Raw genomic sequence first — 17420 nt, 5'->3', positions numbered from 1 at the left:
ATTACCCCCTAATCCTTTAAGAGCTATTTCAAGGCCACTGATTATGAACACATTAAAAAAAATTTCCTTATCCATGAAGAAATATATTTGGGTGTGGAGTTGCCCCTATAAAACCGAACCACCTAACTCACCGCTAATAAGCTCCTGATATATTCTCTGGGAGCCATCATTTTTAAGCCTTTATGAGGCGCAACTTCGTTGTAATCGTCAAACCATTCAGGAAGCTTTTTCATAACCGTTTGCGCATCATCAAGATCAAAAAAAGTGACATAATCTCGTTTAAACGTTTTAACAAACGCTTCTGCCATACCATTGCTTTCAGGACTATATGCTGGTGTTGTCCTCACATCAAAGCCCAGGTTTCTTGCAAAAGAAACAGTGTCCCTGGCCACATAACAAGGGCCATTGTCAGTTAACCACTGTATCTGTTTGGGCATGTGTTCTGCTGCACCAAATCGGTATTCTACACTTTCTAGCAATAAATCCCTGATTGCCTGTCCGTCAATGCCTACTGTCGAGGCGATATAGCCTAATATTTCTCTGTCACAAGTATCCATTGCAAAGGCGACATGAACTCTATCACCATTAGCACACTGTATGGTAAAACAGTCTGAACACCAGCGAGTATTGCTATGCAATGTAATTACTTTCCCATCATGTACTCGCGTTTGTTTTTTTCCATACGCCGGCAGTAATAATTGATTTTGCTTCATAATACGATATACACGTTTATGATTTACGCAGGTAAGACCTCTCTTTTTTAACTCATGATTAAGAAGCGTTGTAACCCTGCGATAGCCATAGCTACTGCGTTTATCCGTTATTTCACGAATGTAAGGCAGTAGTTCCTGATCACGTATTTTAACCGTTTGTTTTCTGGGGTGTTCCATATTTTTCAACCTCTGCATTAAGTGGGAGCGCGAAACCTGCAGTGCCCTGGCAACTGCTCTTATTCGAAATCGCTTATCCCGTACAAGGGTTGTCGCGAGATCAGTTTTTTTTCTCGACCCAACTTAACTGCTTCACGCAAGATCTCATTTTCCAATGTCTTTTGTCCAAGAACTTGCTCAAGTTGCTTAATGCGTTTTTTCAACGCCCTGGCTTCGCTTTCAGGGATGACTTCTTCTTCTGTTTTAACGCTGGTCAATGCACCGTTCTCCATTATTTTTCGCCAGTAAAATAGTTGACTGGGAGGAATACCGTGTTTGCGTGCAATAAAGGATACTGTTACGCCTGTTTGGTAGGTTTCATGAACTATTTGTTGTTTTTCGTAAGCTGTCCAACGTTTTCGCTTACGACTGGAGTGAATTATTTCGTTACATTCTATTGTTGTTATAGTCATATTACTAGTCCTATTCCTAGTCGTTAATTTAAAACTAGGTGGACCGGTTTATTTGGGGGGCATTACAGGGTGTTGTATTTTGTTAAACATGATCCCAGAGTAAGTTGGAAAGCAAAATTAGTGGCGTTTATAACCTTAGCTTACGCATTAAGCCCCATAGATCTTATTCCAGATTTCATCCCAATTTTAGGTTTTCTGGATGATCTATTAATTATACCGCTAGGTATCTACCTTACGATTAAATTAATACCTAAAGACATTTGGGATGAGTGTATTAGTCGCGCTGCAATAGCTATCAATAAGGGCGAATCATTGCCAAAAAACTGGGGATTTGCCGTGATTATTGTTCTATTGTGGCTATTCATTCTGGGAATAGTCGGAAGATGGCTATGGAATAGCTATTTGATTTAAACTAAAAAAATATTTTATAACACCGTCATGTAATTTTGCAGATCTTATTTCAATTTATGTTATTACAATCCAACTGTATTTATAGCTTGTTTTATCAGGAGAGATTATAGATGAGGCGCTTTCAACTAATTACCCCAACTATCGCAGCACTTGGTGCTGCAATGTATTTTGAAGCCAGTACGCCTTTTGCTAAACAACTTGTGGGACAGGTATCCCCCGTACTGGTTGCGCGATTATTGTATGCTGTATCCTGCGCCGGCGCTGATGCGGTTTGTGACATTTTTAGAAATTCCAATTAAAAAGCCTGGGTAATGCTAAGGTTCAGTCCCTCGCTGCCTTGCTTTATAATCAATCACTGGAATGACCATAAATGATAATTACTCTAGAATTATTGTCGGGAGCAAATATACTGTATATGCGCCTCATTTTATTATGAAAGAAATTCCATGCCAAAGTCTTATACTTTTTTAATAGTAGAACCTTCATTGGCAGCACGAATTGTTATTCGCTCACAATTCTTGGATCTAGAGCATCACATAGATTTGGCTTGGGATTTTGAATCTGCAATGGAGTACATAACCGTTAAGCTATACGATCTTATTTTAATTGATATCAACCTTAATCATCGAAACACTTTGATTCATCAAATTAAGAAAAATTGGCATATTAGCAAAGAAGCACCTATTATGGGTTTATCTTCATACGAAGATTATGGGTTATCAGAAGAGAAGAAGGAGCGAGTCTTTCGTAAGCCCTTCACTAAAAAAGACGTAATGAAAATTATTGAGTTCCTAAATAGTTCGAAGAGGAACCATTAGATCATTTCTTAAAACTGGACAAGGAGAAGCCCAATGTTTAAAAAATTATTAATTATCAGCAGTCTTGCGCTTACTATTACAATCCCTAATACACTTTGGGCAAAAGAGAATTGTGCTTGTATGATGGGCTCAATGACAAAATGCCAAAGTACCATGGATCAAATGATGATGGACAAGTTAGGTAAAAAAGACAATCAATACGATAAACGCTTTATTGATTTGATGATACCTCATCACGAAGCTGCCATTATGATGGCAGAAGATGCTTTAAAAAATGCAACACATCCTGAAATCAAAGAAATGGCTCAGAAAATCATTGACACCCAACAAAAAGAAATTGAGCAATTAAAAACATGGCGTAATCAATGGTATGCAAATGAACCATCAAAAGGAGAATAGCATGTCCCACCAACAGTATGAGGCCTGTATTAAAGCCTGCCAAAAATGTGTGGCTGAATGTGAGCATTGCGCAACGGCTTGCAGCGAAGAAGACAACCGTAAAGACCTAGCCTGTTGTATTACATTGGATCGTGATTGTGCAGCAATCTGCGCCCTTGCGGCAGAAATGATGGCCAGGGGTTCATCCTTTATTAAAGAAATTTGCGGATTATGTGCTAAAATTTGCCGTGATTGTGGCGATGAATGCAGTAAACATCAGCACATGGAACACTGCAAGCGCTGTGCCGATGCATGTTATCAATGTGCTGAAGAATGCGAAAAAATGGCTTAATGTTCAAGCTCCATTGCAGTATCTGCAATGGAGCTTACAACGAATGGTGCATCATTAATTTGGGCAATTTAAAATCGCGATAACTCACTAGGGTCATCATGCCCGTTTCTTGATGATACAGCATATGGCAATGCATCATCCAATTACCAGGATTATCAGTATCGAATTGAATGTTCACTGTGGATTTCGGCAACACGATGACCGTATCGTGCAATAGACCATTTCTTATTTTTTTACCATCAATCTCAGTTACTTCAAATACATGACCATGCAAATGCATAGGATGAGCCATGGTCGTTTTATTGTTAAAGATCATTTCGACGCGTTTATTACCATCAACGATTAAAGGTTTAATGTCTGGCCATTTTTGGTTATTAATAGTCCATACATAGCGCATCATATCGCCTTCTAGATTAACGGTTAAGATTTGGCCTGGTGTTTTATCAGGCAGTGGGTGTAATGCTTTAAATTGAAACTCCTGATCATAATTTAAAGCCCCGGCTTTACTTGAACTTTTTTCATTAAGTTTAGGAATAATCGCTTTAGGCGTTGCGAGTATTAAACCCGTTTGCATCTGCGTCCCCTCGCCTTGAGCAAGAATTGGATATGCTGCTTCACCCTGGGGAATAGTCACCAGGACATCAAGTCGTTGTCCCACAGCAAGTTGAAATTGCTCAGATTGTACAGGTTGAATCGATTGGCCATCGAGTGCGATTGCCTCTCCTTTCAAAATACCTGTATTTAAAAAGAAATTGGACATTGCAGAACCCGCAATGAAACGTAATCGAACAGTGTCTCCTGGATGAACGGGAACGATTTGAGGATTTTTTAAAGTTTTATAATTGGTTAGAAAAGCATCATAATTAACATCATTTAAATCAGCTGCCGCATTATCCATAGGCATAGAAGACATCCCATTGCCATGATGCATGTGGGTCATTTGCCCTTTTTTTAACTCACTTAGAATCACTTCTGGTTTTTTAAAACTAAAATCTCCGATAAATAAAGTAACCTCTTTATCACTAATCTTATCGTTTGGATCAGCAATAATCAAAGGGGCTGATAAAAATTGCTGTACTTGTAAATCATGATGCGAATGCATCCAATAAGTCCCAGACTGTTTAAGTAAGAAATGATAATGATACTCGCCACCTGGGGGAATAGGTGCTTGCGTCACATAAGGTACCCCATCTTGATCATTAGGAACAATAAGACCATGCCAATGTAAGACGGTGGGCTTATCCGTTTGATTTTTTACAATCGCATCAAATACTTGACCTTTGACCCCCTTATATCCCCATGTGCCATCGGGCTGTTCAATGCGGAACAACTCAGCTGGTTTACCATCCACTTCGGTTTGGAATTTTTTAATCAACAATACTGTAGGGGCACTCGTTTTAAGAGGGACAGGCTCTTGATTTGCAAGAGCCTGTCCTAAAACCAACGTACTTAATAGTACTCCTTGAATACAATAAAACAATTTCATCAATGTAATCCTTAATTAGACTGTGAGGTTTGATAAAGATTGCGTAATTGAGTTAATATCTTTTCCAATTTATCCCAATTCACTTGTGTCCCCTCTTTATCGTTTGCATCACCTGTTTTATCAAGACGTGTAGCCAATTGCGCAACAAAGCTTAAGTTATTCTGCAAAGTCTTTTTCTGTTCATCCGATAAATCCAGGCTTTTAGCAGGAAGTGCATTGACTAAATCGCGAATAGCAAACGCATGCTCATGAATGGAAGCTAATTGGTTTTCTTTTAATGCCTGATTTATCGATGCACTATGTTCCTCTATAGCCTTCCAAATGGCAGGAACAGTGGAAGGGATAGTTATTTTGGGAGGTTCATTTGTATTGGCAAAAAGTTCTAAGGGCATTGTCCAAATAAAAAGGCTCATAATCAAACTAAGCCATACCGATTTACCGTTACGCTGTATTTGCTTCATAGTGTTTCTCCTGGTTGTTTATCCTTTAAAGCACTTCGTTTTTCGCGCCATTGTTCTATAGCATTATAAACTGTCGGTACCACAAACATATTAAGCACCGTTGAGGTCAATAACCCGCCTAATAGTACCTGGGCTAAAGGCCGTTCTAATTCTTTACCCGCAGGTGATCCCCAAAGGAGTGGAAAAAGGCCGAGCGCTGCGGTAGCTGCTGTCATTAACACAGGCACTAATCTATCGAGCGTACCATCAATAACCACTTGCTCACGGGTTTTTCCTTGCAAACGCAATTGATTGTAGTGACTGACTAAAATAATCCCATTTCGTGCGGCAATCCCAAACAAGGTAATAAAACCAATCATTGCCGCGACACTCATCTCACCACTGGCGATATAGAGCGAAATGACCCCACCAATTAACGCTAAAGGTAAATTAAACATGACCAACAGAGCTTCTCTAAAGGTACCAAAGGCTTTGTGCAGCAAAATAAGCATAATAAAAATAACCAAACCACCAAAGGTCAGAATCACTTTGGAAGCCTGTTGCTGGCTTTCAAATTGGCCACCGTATTGAATAAAGTACCCGGCAGGAAGTTTAATTTTTTCTTGCACTTCTTGCGTAACTTCAGCTATCACACTGCCTAAATCACGTCCCTGGACGTTAAAGCCTATCACCAATAACCGCTGGACATTTTCCCGATTAATGGCAAAAGGTTGTGGTTCGACTTTAATTTCAGCCACCGCACGCAAAGGTATTTGACTTGAATTTCCTTGAGCCTGCCCATGCGCATCAATGAGCATGTTTTCAATCGCTTTAATGCTGTCGCGACCGGTCTTATCCATACGAAGGTATAAATCAAAAGTACGCTGGCCTTCTAGAACACTCGAAACACTCACCCCATTTAAAAGCACCTGGACGTCTTCAGAAATCTGCCCCACATTCACGCCATAACGTGTCGCTTTTTCACGATCAATTTTTATAATGACTTGTGGTACATTAATTTGCTGCTCTTTGTTGACATCGACAACACCTGGAACGGATTTTAAGACTGCTTCTAAAGAGCGCCCTAAATCATTTAACGTGGATAAATTATCACCAAATAACTTCACCGCCACCTGCGCACGAACCCCAGAGAGCACTTCATCCATGCGATGAGCAATAAATTGCCCGACATTAAACACAGTCCCCGGAATATTGGCTAAATCAGCGCGAATACGTCGTAATAATTCATCTGGAGGCATGGATTTATCTTTATCAAAATCAAGACGCACATCAAATTCACTGACATTGGGGGGCAATGCATCTTCATCAAGCTCGCTTCGTCCAGCACGTTGGGAAATAGAGATAACTTGGGGGTAGGTCATTAAGGTTTTTTGCACCTGTTGCCCTAAGCGCATTGATTCTTCTAAGGAGGTGCCTGGCAAGGTACTCATGGCCACAATGAAATTCCCTTCATGAAACTCGGGTAAAAAAGAAGTACCAAAAAAGGGAAGTAAGGCTAACGCAAACAAAAAAGCGGCCAGTGCGATGGCCACCACCGTTTTAAGGTGTGCTAAAGACCAGTGTAATGCAATTAAAAAATAACGCTTAAGCCCCACTACAAAACGTGTTTCAGACTCAACCACCTGCCCAACCTTTTGCTCTAATCCGTAGTGACGCTCGCGCTGAGACAATGCATGCAAACTCACATCAGTATCGCGTGTTTTTTCCTGACCTCGAACCAATAAGAGATAACAAAGAGCAGGCACCATGGTAATGGACACCACTAGTGAGCCCAAGACAGAAGCAATATATGCAATGGCTAATGGACTAAAAATACGCTCAGCAATTCCTGATAGAAAGAAAATGGGCAAAAAGACGAGACTAATAATGATGGTGGCATAAACGACTGAGCTTCGTATCTCAAGCACGGCATCAAAAACCACTTCAATAGCAGGTAGAGGATGGATTTCTTGGCGGTTAACTCTTAATCGGTGCACCACATTTTCTACGGTGATGATGCCATCATCAACCACCTCCCCAATGGCAATGGCCATCCCACCTAGTGTCATCGAGTTAATACCAATGCCAAAATAGTGCAATACTAATAAACCAATGACAAAGGATACAGGCATGGAAAGAAACGTAATGAATGAAGCTCTCCAATTCATTAAAAACACAAATAATATGGCAATAACAATAATGGCGCCCTCTAAAAGGGCGCGAGTTAAATTATGAATTGCAGATTCAATAAAATTGGCTTGACGAAAGACCTCAGTTTTTAGTTCAACACCTGCTGGAAGTGTTTGTTTGATGTTTTCTAAAGCCTCCTCCACTTTAGCGGTAGTTGTCACCGTATCAGCACCATACGCTTTAGAAATAGTGCCAATCACCGCAGGCTTCCCATTATACGCGCCATCTCCGCGCTTAATTTCCCCGCCAAAGGCGACTATTGCCACGTTATTGATAGTGATAGGAACCCCTTTTCGTACGGTAATGGCGGTTTTTTTAATATCCTCCAAGGATTGGATTCGTCCCATCGTCCCTACTACAAGCTCGCTACCTGCTTGGTGAACAAAGGCACCTGGCACATTTTGGTTGGCTGTTGTTAATGCTTGCCGTACCTCTTCAATGGTAATAGCATACGCAAGCATCCGTTCAGGAATTAAACGCACCTGGTATTGTTTCACCTCTCCACCAATTGACACTACAGAAGCGACCCCACCTAACGCCAAAATCCTCGGTCTAATTGTCCAATCCGCAATCGTACGTAATGTTTCAGGACTTTCTGTATCACTGATTAAGGCATATTTTACAAGCCAGCCAACAGCTGAGGTAACGGGGAGCATCACCGGTGGATTTACGCCTGGCGGAAGTTTGTTGCTCACTTGTTGAATACGCTCATTAACGAGTTGCCGATTTCGATAAATATCAGTTCTATCATTAAAAACCACCGTAATCGTGGATAAACCAACTGATGTTTTAGAACGTACACTAGCAACCCCTGGCGTGCCATTAATGGCACTTTCCAAAGGATAGGTAATAAGCGTTTCAACATCTTGGGTTGCCATGCCAGGTGCTTCGGTTTGCACTACAACTTGAGGTGGAGCAAACTCCGGAAATACATCCACTGGCATTTGTTTTAAGGTGTAACCACCTAAAAGACAAAGAACTAGCGTTAAGGCTAAAATCAAAAGACGGTTATGGAGCGACCAAGCAATTAATCGAGTAAACATTAGTGGGACTCCTTCTCACCCTTTTTTTGGGTGCCGCCACCGCTTAAGGATAAAGTATATAATTGGCGATTTCCTTGAGTCACAACCTCATCACCCGGTACCAAACCTTCTTTAATTTCGGTGTACTTCTCATCACGAGCGCCAATACTGATTACCGTTCGGTCATAAGCTTTGCCATTCTTTACAAAAACAAAAGTAGCATTGTCGATTTCAAGTACGGCGTTATTAGGTATAGTGAGTGCCGCTTGGGTAAACCGTAATACCACATTAGCACGCACAAACATACCAGGCTTTAGTAGTCCTTCTTTATTATCCAGCCCGATTTGTACGTTCACACTGCGCGTTAAAGGATCTAAATTGGGTTCGATAAGTGTTATTTTTCCTGGAAAAACACGTTTTGGATAACTTAAAACATGTACATTGACGTCTTGGCTTACTTTAATTTTACCTAAATCTTCTTCATACACTTGGGCAATGGCCAACAATTGCGCGCGGTTACTGATGTGAAACAAAACGGTATTGGGTTCTACTGCTTGTCCTAAATTGACATTGCGTGAATCAATAACACCTGAAATGGGCGCTTTTACCGCCACACTGGGTGGAGGATCGCCAATTAGACGAGATTGTACCGTGGCCAAGACCTGTCCTTTGGTCACTGTATCGCCTAGATTGGCAACCAGTTCAGTCACGGCACCACTAATGCGTACACTGACATCGGCTTGTGCGTTGGGTAACAATTGGATTTGACCATTTAATGTCAAATACTCACCCATAGGACGAGAAGTCGCTTCAGACACCTTAATGTCCAGCATCTTTGTTTGTTCGGGCGTCAGTGTAACAGTCTGCGCAGGACCCGATTCATTCACTTCAATTTCGTCTCCATGAGCTATCAGGCATGAGGAATGAAAGAGAGCGCCCAGCAAAAAAAGCAACCCTAACCTTTGACAGATACGATGAGGTGGATGAATCATTTGGTCACTTCCTTGGTTTGGGATAAATAAGAACAGAATCCGCTTGAATGCGGTGCTCCAATAGCAGTACATAAGGCGACATAGGATTGAAAATACTGCCCCACAGTGGTTAAGTAGGCCATTTGCACCTCGTTTTGTTGCCGCTGTACTTGTAAGACGTTAAGAAAAGAGACCTGCCCATTTTGATACGCTTCACGAGCAAGTGTCACATTCTCAAGTCCTAAACGAAGAGAGGTTCCTTGCGTTTGTACCACACTTGTTTTAAGTGCATTAAGTTGGCCGTAATTGCTGGCGACTTCTGTTTCAATAGTAAGATTTAAGGCATCAATGGACATCATTGCCTGAGTGCCTGTTGCACTTGTTTCTAAAATTCTTCCCTGGTTACGATTCAATAGCGGCAGTGGGATCGATAACGAAATACCTAAGGTGCGGTCTGCTTGTTGAGGAGGCGCTCCTTCCACCACAATTTTATCTTGCTGTACCCCAACACCCACATTCCAATCGGCAAAGCGTTCAGCTTGTGCAAGGCGTCTATCAGCCCCGGCACGCAGGCCTGCTAGTAATAACCCTCGTCTGTCAGGACGATGATTCAAGGCGAACTGGGTAAGTACTCCTAAAGGAGGAAAATTTTTTGCTATCATAATGGATTTTTGAACTAACAACGGTGTATTAGGGGCTTGTCCTATCAGTTGATTTAAGAGTGCGTATTGGCTTATCAACTGACTTTTTAACAGTTGTTTTTCTTGTTTAATGCGTGCGTATTCGATGCGGGCAGAGTTATCATCCAATTTAGAAATCTCAGCTGCATGATAACGGTTATGAATGACACGCACTAGCTCCTGATTAATGCTTTGTAGATAATTAAGTTGTTGCATGCGATTTTCGGCAACTACCACTGCATAATAGGCATTCGCGACTTTTGCACTGAGTAGGCGTGTAGCCTCAAAAACCTCAGCGTGTGCGCGAACAATATCAATACGCGCGATGGTTTTTTGCTTCGCTATACGGCCGGAGATGGGAAAAGCTTGGTTGAAATTGATGCTGCGAGAATATTCTCCCTCGTTATTAAATACCCTATCATCATTGTTATTTAAATTTAAAGTCGGATTAGACCATAACCCTGCTTGAATCAGACGAGCCTCGGCAATGGCAATGGCGAAACGTGCTGCTTTTAAATCTTTGTTATGTTGAATAGCCAACTGGGTGAGCTCTTTAAGACCTAAAGAAGACGTGGCATACACAAGTCCTGGCATTAGCACCATAATACTCACCACCCAATACTTCAAGCCCCAGTTTTGTTTCATCATGATGTATACTCTGTCCCTAAAATACATTGGTTTTTTTATATAGTTATTCTTGTTCTATCATGCCAGTTTATGGCGTAAACGCAACGCATTGACAATCACTGACACGGAACTTAGCGCCATAGCAGCACCAGCTATCATCGGGTTAAGCAATAACCCTGTAAGGGGATAAAGAACGCCTGCCGCGACAGGCACACCCAGTGCATTATAAATAAAGGCAAAAAATAGATTTTGATGGATGTTTTTTACCGTATGTACGGAGAGCTCATAGGCTTCCAAAAGCTTATTTAAATCACCCGATAATAACGTCATACCAGCACTTTCAATCGCTACATCACTACCCGTTCCCATCGCAATACCAATATCTGCTGTTGCCAAAGCAATCGCATCATTAACGCCATCACCAACCATTGCGACCACATGCCCTTTTCGTTGTAGTTCGCGAATCACATTGCTTTTTTCATCCGGCAATACTTCGGCAATGACGTTCTGAACGCCTACGTGTTCCGCTACCGCTTTAGCTGTCATGGAATTATCACCGGTGAGCATGATGACTTGAATGCCCTTTTTAATTAAGGAGGCGACCGCATGTTGGCTCGACTCTTTAATAGGGTCGGCTACCGTAAAGACACCGGCTAACTGTTTATTGACCGTCATATAAATCACAGTAGCTCCCTCTCTTTGTGCTGTTAATGCCGCATCAGGAATCTCATCATCAGGAACAGACAACCAATGGGCATTGCCAATGGCAATAATCGCATCATTGATTTTGGCTTGAGCGCCTTTACCTCTGACTGCAATAAAATCTGTAGCCTCTTCCAGAGTAATTTGGCGTTTTAGCGCTTCATCACGTAAAGCTTTAGCCAATGGATGCTCGCTATGACGTTCAAGAGATGCCGCAAGACGCAACAGTTCATTTTCTTGCCAATACTTACATGGGATTATTTGGGTTAACGCCGGATGGCCTTGAGTCAATGTTCCTGTTTTATCCACAACAAGTGTGTCGACTTTTCGTAATTGCTCTAAAGAAGCTGCGTTTTTAATCAAGATACCACGTCGTGCGCCTTCACCAATCCCCACCATGATTGACATAGGCGTTGCAAGCCCCAAAGCACAAGGGCAGGCAATAATCAGTACGGAAATAGCAGCAATTAGCCCATAACTTAAAGAAGGCTCAGGCCCTATGAAAAACCAGACGAGAAACGAAAGCCCTGCAATCCCTAAAACCAATGGCACAAACCAGGCTGACACAGCATCGGCCAACCGTTGAATAGGAGCTTGACTGCGTTGCGCTTCGCTGACTTGGGTAATAATACGAGCAAGTAACGTATCTTTGCTCACTTGGGCAGCTTTTATAATGAAGCTTCCTTGTTGATTGAGTGTCCCGCCAATGACGTGATTGCCTATTTCTTTTGCAACAGGCATAGGCTCACCGGTTAGCATGGACTCATCGACATCGCTTTGCCCCTGAATCACTTCCCCATCAACCGGGATTTTTTCACCCGGACGCACTAGTAATCTATCCCCTACGCGCACCTCATCAAGCGTAATATCCTCATCTTTATCATGATCATTTAATCGATGAGCGACTGCAGGACTTAAATGAAGCAACGCGCGAATAGCATCTCCTGTGCGTTCTCGCGCCTTCAACTCCAATACTTGACCTAAAAGCACCAGAGTCGTAATGACTGCTGCCGCTTCGAAATATACCGGAATCGTCCCATTTTCTTGCAAATGAAGGGGAAACCATTGAGGGAAAATAAATACTACTAAACTATACCCCCAGGCAACTCCCGTACCTAAAGCAATTAGAGTAAACATATTCAATCGTTGTGATCGAAGCGATTGCCAACCTCGAACGAAGAATGGCCAGCCACAACCCCAAACCACCACAGTGGCCAGCATTACTTGAAGCCATAAGGATAAGGACACTGGAATCGATGCGCTCAACCAGTGTTCACCCATCGCTAAGATTACAATGGGAATACTGGCGATAAAGGCCACAATGAAGCGCCAAAACATGTCCTGATATTCAGGATTTTTTTGCTCTGTTAAACTCACTTGCTCAGGCTCAAGAGCCATACCGCAAATGGGACAAGTACCTGGTTTGTCTTGACGTATTTGCGGATGCATTGGGCAGGTATACATTGTATTTCCTGTCTCTTTATCAACACGAGACACAGGAGGGTTTTTATGTTGATGAGCACAACAACTGTGCTCCTCTTTGGTGTGCTCGGTTTTGTGGTTATGCGTACTCATCATTCACCTCAATCGTATTTTTTAAGCAAGCCCATTATTTCATCCATTTTTTCTTGACGCGATTCCTGACTGCCATGGCAAGCAACCTCATTAAGACAATTTAAAACATGGCGCTCAAGCACGCCAAGCTCAATAGTTTTTACAGCATTTCGAACGGCACGCAATTGCGACAAAATATCCACACAATAACGCTGCTCTTCAATCATCCGCTTAATACCTTCAAGCTGTCCTGTCACTCGATTTAGTCGGGACAATTCCTGATGATGCTCCGAATGTTTGGGCATAATTTTTTCTCCTATATACCCCTATAGGTATATACCTGGATGGGGTATATGTCAAGGATACAAAATGCTACTAAAAAGCTAATAAAAATATACTTGCCCATGGTTTTCTATTGGCCAGACTATTTAACAAAACTTCCCCAGCGAATCTTCACCATCTTATTTTTCACGTGCACTAAACAGGGTTATCCTTAGAATTTTGTAAGTTTTATATTTATTTGGCAGGAAAATACATATTTTAAATGGCAGATTGACTAAATTAAATGTTTCTACTATTCTAGAAATATGGACATAAAAAATTCACTAAAAATATTCGATACCCTTTCTCAGGAAACTCGCTTGCAAGTGTTTCTATTGCTTGTTCAAGCGGGACCAGAAGGGTTATCCGCAGGAGCAATTGGCGATGAGCTGGGTATTTTACACAATACCCTATCATTTCACTTAAGCCATTTGTCTAATGCCCAAATTGTCACGTCCTATCGTCAAGGGCGTTATGTATTTTATTCAGCAAATTTTGAGTTAATGCGCGATTTTATCACCTTCATGGTTCAGGATTGTTGCAGCAAACAACAAGTTCAAATTCAACAACCTGGGAAAAAAGATTGTCTGGTTATTGAATTAACTGATTACTGTAATTCTAAAAAGGGGTAAGTCATGAAACGTTTTCATATTCATATTGGTGTTGACAACCTTGCTGATAGCATCTGTTTCTACAATGCCCTATTTGGAGCTGAACCAATAAAAGTTAAATCCGATTATGCCAAGTGGATGCTAGAAGACCCGTGTATTAATTTTGCCATTTCAACCCGTGCTGGAAAACATGGTGTGGAACACTTAGGCATTCAAGTGGATGATGCCGCCGAATTAGACGCACTGAGAAACCAATTTTCTCAAGCTAATATTTCAACCCATAGTGACGGTGAAACAACGTGTTGTTATGCGAAATCAGAAAAATCATGGGTGAGTGACCCTACTGGAATCGCATGGGAAGCCTATCATACTATGGAGGATGCTCAATTTTTTTCTGGAGATAATACAACAGAAAGTTCGTGCTCAATGCCTACCAAAAAGACATCAACCTCTTGCTATGATACACCGTTAAAAACAAAGGGATGTTGTGATTAATGAATACTGATCCAGTTAAATTATTATTTCTTTGTACAGGTAACTCTTGTCGGTCCATTATGGCCGAGGCAATAACTAATTATTACTCGAATGATCGCTATCTGGCTTTTAGCGCAGGTAGCGCCCCGACCGGAAGCGTACATCCGAAAGCGATAGAAACTCTTGCTCGCCATGGTATCAAACCAAATACACCTCGCAGTAAATCCTGGCATGAATTTAAATCAGAATCTATTGATTTAGTCATTACTGTCTGTGACCAGGCGGCTAGTGAAAGCTGTCCCATTTTCCCTGGTCAACCAAAGAAACTCCATTGGAGTATTCCTGATCCTGCTAAAGTGGAAGGATCTGAAGCGAAAATTAATACAGCATTTGAAGCGGTATTTAATCAACTGCAACAACGAATAGAAAAGGAGTTGTTGTCATGACCACTTGCAATAATCATCGTCTTTCTTTTTTAGATAGATATCTAACATTATGGATTTTCATGACAATGGCTGTAGGCGTTGTTATCGGCTCTATCTTTACAGGCACGCCAAAATTTTTAAATTCCTTATCTATTGGTTCCACCAATATTCCTATAGCGATTGGCCTAATCTTAATGATGTACCCTCCTTTGGCCAGGGTTAAATATGAAGAATTACCATTGGTGTTCAAAGATTGGCGTATTCTTCTATTATCATTGATTCAAAATTGGCTTGTTGGACCATTTCTCATGTTTGGCCTTGCTGTTTTGTTCTTACATGGTTATCCCGAATACATGACCGGACTGATTCTCATTGGCTTGGCACGGTGTATTGCTATGGTGATTGTCTGGAATCAACTAGCCGAAGGAGATAATCAGTATGCTGCGGCATTAGTGGCATTTAACAGTATTTTTCAACTGTTGTTTTTTAGTGTCTATGCCTGGTTTTTTCTAACAGTTTTACCACCCCTGGTTGGCATGACAGGGCAAATAGTTCACATTAATTTTATGACAATTGCAGAAAGTGTTTTTATTTATCTGGGTATTCCTTTTTTTGCTGGATTTCTGACTCGCTTTGTATTGATAAAGCGAAAAGGTCTGGCTTGGTATGAAACCAATTTTTTACGAAAAATTTCTCCCATTACCCTTGTTGCTCTGCTTTTTACGATTTTGGCGATGTTTTCTTTGAAAGGCGGGATGGTGTTACAACTTCCATTTGATGTGATTCGTATTGCCATTCCCTTGGCTATTTATTTTGTTGTGATGTTTTTTGTCAGTTTTGCAATGGGAAAAATCATCGGCGCAAGCTATGAGAAAACAACGGCAACTTCATTTACGGCAGCAAGTAATAATTTTGAATTGGCTATTGCTGTAGCCATTTCTGCCTTTGGACTTAACTCTGCTATCGCATTCACAACAGTTATAGGCCCCCTTGTTGAGGTGCCTGTGCTAATTTCACTCGTGAACGTAGCATTTTGGTTACGACGACACTGGTTTTATAACGCAAATCCTGGGTGCTAATCAGCATATTGGTTAAGCGGTACTGGTGCTGATTAAACTTGTTGGTTTTCGACATCATCAGGCAGTAAGTACTATAGAAGAAACCATCACCTATATTGAGGGCTGGTTGCAAAGGAATACTCCATGAATAAAAAATTGTTTCATGCGCTCGAGCGCGAGTGTTTAATTTATTTATCCAGAAAAGAGGTGACGCAAGAACTGCTTCGCCCGCTAATTAATGAATTTCTTTCCACACAACCAGAGCATCTACTGTTAATCCTGGCCAAAGAAGAACAAACGACTGATGCAGTCAGTGATGTAATCGCCCATCAATTCACCGATACCCATGATATTTTAATGCATCGAGTGATACATCACCTTAACGATCTGCTTTATGAAACCATCAAGCCTTATTATTTCTAGAATAAATGCTAATAAAAATCCACTCATCTCGCTATGACAAAAACCATTAGGAGTCAGTTGATGTATTCTCTTTCTTTAACTGTTCCTGTTTTCTTAAATAAATTTCCTGCCTGTTCACAGACACCTGTTTAGGCGCATCAATTCCCAGTTTGAAATTTCCAGGTTCATGGGTTTTAAAAGGGGTAATCACCACCTTTTGATTGGGTTTTGTCGCAGAAAATTTCAGACTTTGGTAGAGTTTCCACATTTTTTGGAGTTTGACGATGCTCTCTTTCAAATGGAAACATTTCAAGCGGGATATTATATTGATGCTGGTCAGATGATATCTGGCCTATTCTCTGAGTTATCGAGATGTTGAGGAGCTTGCTCTTGAGCGTGGCCTGAAAGTAGACCATTCCACTATTCATCGCTGGGTAGTTGAGTACTCCCCTCAGCTAGAAGAAGCTTTTCGCAAACGTCATAAGCGTCCGACGGGAGGTTCCTTAAGAATGGATGAAACGTATATTAAGGTTAAAGGACAGTGGATGTATTTGTATCGTGCAGTGGATAAAGAAGGCAATACCGTTGATTTCATGCTATCAGAAAAAAGGGATGAACCGGCAGCAAGGGCATTTTTCGCGAAAGTCATTGGTTCAAATGGAGTTCCACACACCGTGACCATGGATAAAAGTGGCGCCAACAAAGCTGGCATTGATACTATCAACCTGCATCTGGCAATGCTATTCATTATGGGCGGACTTTTCCTCCAGATCACAGTAAGGCAAGTCAAGTACCTCAACAACATCGTAGAGCAGGATCACAGGTTCATCAAGAATGTCACTAAACCCATGAAAGGATTTAAAGCCTTTCACTCAGCCAAGGCTACACTGGCAGGAATTGAACTCCACCACATGCTTCGTAAAGGACAGCATCTGAAAACAGGAAAACAATCCATCTTTGAACAGTTTTATGGACTTGCGGCATAGACTCGCCCAGCGTTTCTCAACACTGTATCTGAAAAAAAATTTGCGACAAAACCAGCATCTGAGAACGCTTTCGCGTTTCAACTGCCTACACTTTAAGTATAGTAAAGCCATACGGGCTGTCAATTTTCGTGAAAGTACATGTGCTATCCTCTGCTCTGAGTTTCCAATTC

At 41.4% G+C, this 17420-nt stretch carries 19 protein-coding genes and 1 pseudogene; 11 read left to right on the top strand and 9 right to left on the bottom strand.

Annotated features, from left to right (window positions below):
* Positions 1 to 122: 122 nt before the first annotated feature.
* A protein-coding gene (locus LXA66_RS10645) for an IS3 family transposase (RefSeq protein ID WP_370637245.1) occupies positions 123 to 1342 on the bottom strand; the annotation gives its coding sequence in 2 pieces (ribosomal slippage) (positions 123 to 1000 and positions 1000 to 1342; 1221 coding nt in all).
* A gap of 120 nt (positions 1343 to 1462) precedes the next feature.
* Between LXA66_RS10645 and LXA66_RS10640 the strand changes: the two genes are divergently transcribed.
* The 5 genes from LXA66_RS10640 (at position 1463) to LXA66_RS10620 (ending at position 3301) form a co-directional block, all read left to right on the top strand.
* Positions 1463 to 1753: a DUF1232 domain-containing protein gene (locus LXA66_RS10640; RefSeq protein ID WP_233013164.1), complete on the top strand. Its 291-nt coding sequence runs from the start codon at positions 1463 to 1465 to the stop codon at positions 1751 to 1753.
* Positions 1754 to 1863: 110 nt separating this feature from the next.
* Complete coding sequence (locus LXA66_RS10635; protein ID WP_233013163.1) at positions 1864 to 2052, top strand: hypothetical protein; 189 nt, start codon at positions 1864 to 1866, stop codon at positions 2050 to 2052.
* 147 nt (positions 2053 to 2199) lie between these two features.
* On the top strand, positions 2200 to 2571 hold the full coding sequence (locus LXA66_RS10630; RefSeq protein WP_233013162.1) for a hypothetical protein: 372 nt from the start codon (positions 2200 to 2202) through the stop codon (positions 2569 to 2571).
* 33 nt (positions 2572 to 2604) lie between these two features.
* Positions 2605 to 2970, top strand: coding sequence for a DUF305 domain-containing protein (locus tag LXA66_RS10625; protein ID WP_233013161.1), 366 nt, complete (start codon positions 2605 to 2607; stop codon positions 2968 to 2970).
* Position 2971: 1 nt separating this feature from the next.
* Entirely contained in the window at positions 2972 to 3301 is a 330-nt protein-coding gene (locus tag LXA66_RS10620) for a four-helix bundle copper-binding protein (protein WP_233013160.1), read from the top strand.
* Between the two features lie 34 nt (positions 3302 to 3335).
* Here LXA66_RS10620 and LXA66_RS10615 read toward each other — a convergent pair whose 3' ends face one another.
* From LXA66_RS10615 to LXA66_RS10585, 7 genes are read right to left on the bottom strand one after another with little or no spacing between them, the layout of a single operon-like run.
* Positions 3336 to 4787 carry a multicopper oxidase family protein gene (locus LXA66_RS10615; RefSeq protein ID WP_233013159.1) on the bottom strand — a complete coding sequence of 484 codons (1452 nt, stop codon included), beginning with the start codon at positions 4785 to 4787 and terminating at the stop codon, positions 3336 to 3338.
* Positions 4788 to 4798: 11 nt separating this feature from the next.
* The gene (locus tag LXA66_RS10610) at positions 4799 to 5248 is read right to left on the bottom strand and encodes a transporter (protein WP_233013158.1); all 450 of its coding nucleotides are present in this window, start codon (positions 5246 to 5248) and stop codon (positions 4799 to 4801) included.
* On the bottom strand, positions 5245 to 8460 hold the full coding sequence (locus LXA66_RS10605) for an efflux RND transporter permease subunit (protein ID WP_233013157.1): 3216 nt from the start codon (positions 8458 to 8460) through the stop codon (positions 5245 to 5247). The genes LXA66_RS10610 and LXA66_RS10605 overlap by 4 nt, the downstream gene beginning before the upstream one ends.
* The gene (locus LXA66_RS10600; RefSeq protein ID WP_233013156.1) at positions 8460 to 9431 is read right to left on the bottom strand and encodes an efflux RND transporter periplasmic adaptor subunit; all 972 of its coding nucleotides are present in this window, start codon (positions 9429 to 9431) and stop codon (positions 8460 to 8462) included. Before LXA66_RS10600 ends, LXA66_RS10605 begins: the two co-directional genes overlap by 1 nt.
* On the bottom strand, positions 9428 to 10738 hold the full coding sequence (locus LXA66_RS10595; RefSeq protein WP_233013155.1) for a TolC family protein: 1311 nt from the start codon (positions 10736 to 10738) through the stop codon (positions 9428 to 9430). Before LXA66_RS10595 ends, LXA66_RS10600 begins: the two co-directional genes overlap by 4 nt.
* A gap of 57 nt (positions 10739 to 10795) precedes the next feature.
* On the bottom strand, positions 10796 to 12994 hold the full coding sequence (locus LXA66_RS10590) for a copper-translocating P-type ATPase (protein WP_233013936.1): 2199 nt from the start codon (positions 12992 to 12994) through the stop codon (positions 10796 to 10798).
* A gap of 8 nt (positions 12995 to 13002) precedes the next feature.
* Entirely contained in the window at positions 13003 to 13278 is a 276-nt protein-coding gene (locus tag LXA66_RS10585) for a metal-sensitive transcriptional regulator (RefSeq protein WP_233013154.1), read from the bottom strand.
* Between the two features lie 282 nt (positions 13279 to 13560).
* On the opposite strand from LXA66_RS10585, the gene LXA66_RS10580 reads away from it, so the two are divergent.
* The 5 genes from LXA66_RS10580 (at position 13561) to LXA66_RS10560 (ending at position 16285) form a co-directional block, all read left to right on the top strand.
* Positions 13561 to 13926, top strand: coding sequence for a helix-turn-helix transcriptional regulator (locus LXA66_RS10580; protein WP_233013153.1), 366 nt, complete (start codon positions 13561 to 13563; stop codon positions 13924 to 13926).
* A 3-nt stretch (positions 13927 to 13929) separates the two neighbouring features.
* Positions 13930 to 14400 (top strand): ArsI/CadI family heavy metal resistance metalloenzyme, encoded by a 471-nt coding sequence (locus tag LXA66_RS10575; RefSeq protein ID WP_233013152.1) that lies wholly within the window; start codon positions 13930 to 13932, stop codon positions 14398 to 14400.
* Positions 14400 to 14825, top strand: coding sequence for an arsenate reductase ArsC (locus LXA66_RS10570; protein ID WP_233013151.1), 426 nt, complete (start codon positions 14400 to 14402; stop codon positions 14823 to 14825). Before LXA66_RS10575 ends, LXA66_RS10570 begins: the two co-directional genes overlap by 1 nt.
* Positions 14822 to 15883 carry an ACR3 family arsenite efflux transporter gene (arsB, locus tag LXA66_RS10565; protein WP_233013150.1) on the top strand — a complete coding sequence of 354 codons (1062 nt, stop codon included), beginning with the start codon at positions 14822 to 14824 and terminating at the stop codon, positions 15881 to 15883. Before LXA66_RS10570 ends, arsB begins: the two co-directional genes overlap by 4 nt.
* Positions 15884 to 16006: 123 nt before the next feature.
* Positions 16007 to 16285 (top strand): histidine kinase, encoded by a 279-nt coding sequence (locus LXA66_RS10560; RefSeq protein ID WP_233013149.1) that lies wholly within the window; start codon positions 16007 to 16009, stop codon positions 16283 to 16285.
* Positions 16286 to 16331: 46 nt separating this feature from the next.
* Here the strand turns inward: LXA66_RS10560 and LXA66_RS10555 are convergent, their stop codons facing one another.
* A complete protein-coding gene (locus tag LXA66_RS10555) occupies positions 16332 to 16562 on the bottom strand; it encodes a carbon storage regulator (RefSeq protein WP_233013148.1) in 231 nt (76 codons plus the stop codon).
* Here LXA66_RS10555 and LXA66_RS10550 point away from each other — a divergent pair.
* Positions 16549 to 17250, top strand: a pseudogene (locus tag LXA66_RS10550) (IS6 family transposase). The gene LXA66_RS10555 and the pseudogene LXA66_RS10550 overlap by 14 nt on opposite strands.
* The last annotated feature ends 170 nt before the right edge of the window (positions 17251 to 17420 follow it).

The sequence above is a fragment of the Legionella sp. 16cNR16C genome, assembly GCF_021297775.1.
Taxonomy (GTDB): domain Bacteria; phylum Pseudomonadota; class Gammaproteobacteria; order Legionellales; family Legionellaceae; genus Legionella_C; species Legionella_C quinlivanii_A.
This window is presented reverse-complemented; position numbering and strand designations above follow the sequence as displayed.

Coding starts and splice junctions, on each gene's coding strand:
- LXA66_RS10625 (WP_233013161.1), top strand. CDS start 2,605: ATGTTTAAAAAATTATTAATTATCAGCAGTCTTGCGCTTACTATTACA.
- LXA66_RS10605 (WP_233013157.1), bottom strand. CDS start 8,460: ATGTTTACTCGATTAATTGCTTGGTCGCTCCATAACCGTCTTTTGATT.
- LXA66_RS10570 (WP_233013151.1), top strand. CDS start 14,400: ATGAATACTGATCCAGTTAAATTATTATTTCTTTGTACAGGTAACTCT.
- LXA66_RS10590 (WP_233013936.1), bottom strand. CDS start 12,994: ATGAGTACGCATAACCACAAAACCGAGCACACCAAAGAGGAGCACAGT.
- LXA66_RS10635 (WP_233013163.1), top strand. CDS start 1,864: ATGAGGCGCTTTCAACTAATTACCCCAACTATCGCAGCACTTGGTGCT.
- LXA66_RS10595 (WP_233013155.1), bottom strand. CDS start 10,738: ATGATGAAACAAAACTGGGGCTTGAAGTATTGGGTGGTGAGTATTATG.
- arsB (WP_233013150.1), top strand. CDS start 14,822: ATGACCACTTGCAATAATCATCGTCTTTCTTTTTTAGATAGATATCTA.
- LXA66_RS10615 (WP_233013159.1), bottom strand. CDS start 4,787: ATGAAATTGTTTTATTGTATTCAAGGAGTACTATTAAGTACGTTGGTT.
- LXA66_RS10610 (WP_233013158.1), bottom strand. CDS start 5,248: ATGAAGCAAATACAGCGTAACGGTAAATCGGTATGGCTTAGTTTGATT.
- LXA66_RS10585 (WP_233013154.1), bottom strand. CDS start 13,278: ATGCCCAAACATTCGGAGCATCATCAGGAATTGTCCCGACTAAATCGA.
- LXA66_RS10575 (WP_233013152.1), top strand. CDS start 13,930: ATGAAACGTTTTCATATTCATATTGGTGTTGACAACCTTGCTGATAGC.
- LXA66_RS10630 (WP_233013162.1), top strand. CDS start 2,200: ATGCCAAAGTCTTATACTTTTTTAATAGTAGAACCTTCATTGGCAGCA.
- LXA66_RS10620 (WP_233013160.1), top strand. CDS start 2,972: ATGTCCCACCAACAGTATGAGGCCTGTATTAAAGCCTGCCAAAAATGT.
- LXA66_RS10600 (WP_233013156.1), bottom strand. CDS start 9,431: ATGATTCATCCACCTCATCGTATCTGTCAAAGGTTAGGGTTGCTTTTT.
- LXA66_RS10580 (WP_233013153.1), top strand. CDS start 13,561: ATGGACATAAAAAATTCACTAAAAATATTCGATACCCTTTCTCAGGAA.
- LXA66_RS10560 (WP_233013149.1), top strand. CDS start 16,007: ATGAATAAAAAATTGTTTCATGCGCTCGAGCGCGAGTGTTTAATTTAT.